The sequence below is a fragment of the Streptomyces sp. NPDC059524 genome (assembly GCF_042749255.1).
Classification (GTDB): domain Bacteria; phylum Actinomycetota; class Actinomycetes; order Streptomycetales; family Streptomycetaceae; genus Streptomyces; species Streptomyces xanthii.
Window position 1 is genome coordinate 1 of record NZ_JBHYTK010000321.1, and the last position, 1,143, is coordinate 1,143.

Annotated in this window: 2 protein-coding genes; both read right to left on the reverse strand. The window is 65.7% G+C overall.

The window, feature by feature from the left end; all coding sequences use genetic code 11:
• Positions 1-39 precede the first annotated feature (39 nt).
• On the reverse strand, positions 40-537 hold the full coding sequence (locus ACFW9D_RS38530; RefSeq protein WP_188338100.1) for a phosphoribosyltransferase: 498 nt from the start codon (positions 535-537) through the stop codon (positions 40-42).
• 11 nt (positions 538-548) lie between these two features.
• Positions 549-1,124 carry a dCTP deaminase gene (gene dcd / locus ACFW9D_RS38535; protein WP_188338099.1) on the reverse strand — a complete coding sequence of 192 codons (576 nt, stop codon included), beginning with the start codon at positions 1,122-1,124 and terminating at the stop codon, positions 549-551.
• Between the last annotated feature and the right edge of the window lie 19 nt (positions 1,125-1,143).

Genomic DNA, 1,143 nt, shown 5'->3' on the forward strand with positions numbered 1-1,143 from the left:
GATCGACGGCGCCGGGCCCTTCTTCACATCTGCTGCGACTCAGGCGTCGAGGACCTGGTCGTCCCGCTTCACGACGGGCGGCTCGACGGACCACGGGAAGTTGATCCAGTCGTCTGTGCGCTTCCACACGTACTCGCACTTCACCAGCGAGTGCGACTTCTCGTAGATCACCGCGGAGCGGACCTCGGCGACGTGGTCGAGGCAGAAGTCGTGGACCAGCTTCAGCGTCTTGCCGGTGTCGGCGACGTCGTCGGTGATCAGGACCTTCTTGTCGCTGAAGTCGATCGCGTTCGGCACCGGGGCGAGCATGACCGGCATCTCGAGGGTGGTGCCCACACCGGTGTAGAACTCCACGTTGACCAGGTGGATGTTCTTGCAGTCCAGGGCGTAGGCGAGGCCGCCCGCGACGAAGACGCCGCCGCGCGCGATGCTCAGGATGATGTCCGGCTCGTAGCCGTCGTCGGCGATGGTCTGCGCGAGCTCGCGCACGGCGCCGCCGAACATCTCGTACGTAAGGTTCTCGCGCACGTCACTCATGTTGCTGCCGCTCACACCTGGGTCCGATGGAAATTCTGGAAGGAGCGGGAGGCCGTCGGCCCACGCTGCCCCTGGTAACGCGAACCGTATCGCTCGCTGCCGTACGGGTACTCGGCGGGCGACGACAGCCGGAACATGCACAGCTGGCCGATCTTCATGCCGGGCCACAGCTTGATGGGGAGCGTCGCGAGGTTCGACAGTTCGAGCGTCACGTGGCCGCTGAAGCCCGGGTCGATGAACCCGGCCGTGGAGTGCGTGACGAGGCCGAGGCGGCCCAGCGAGCTCTTGCCCTCCAGGCGCGAGGCCAGGTCGTCGGGCAGCGAGATGACCTCGTACGTCGACGCGAGCACGAACTCACCCGGGTGCAGGATGAACGGCTCGTCGCCCTCCGGCTCCACCGTCCGGGTCAGATCCGCCTGCTCGACGCTCGGGTCGATGTGCGGGTACTTGTGGTTCTCGAACACCCGGAAGTAGCGGTCGAGACGTACGTCGATGCTCGACGGCTGCACCATGGATTCGTCGTAGGGATCGATCCGCACCCGCCCGGCGTCGATCTCGGCCCGGATGTCCTTGTCTGAGAGAAGCACTCACTGAGGATACGCAGAG

What these genes read in the sequence shown, in the direction of transcription:
- ACFW9D_RS38530 (WP_188338100.1), bottom strand. Translation starts at nt 537, where the DNA reads ATGAGTGACGTGCGCGAGAACCTTACGTACGAGATGTTCGGCGGCGCC.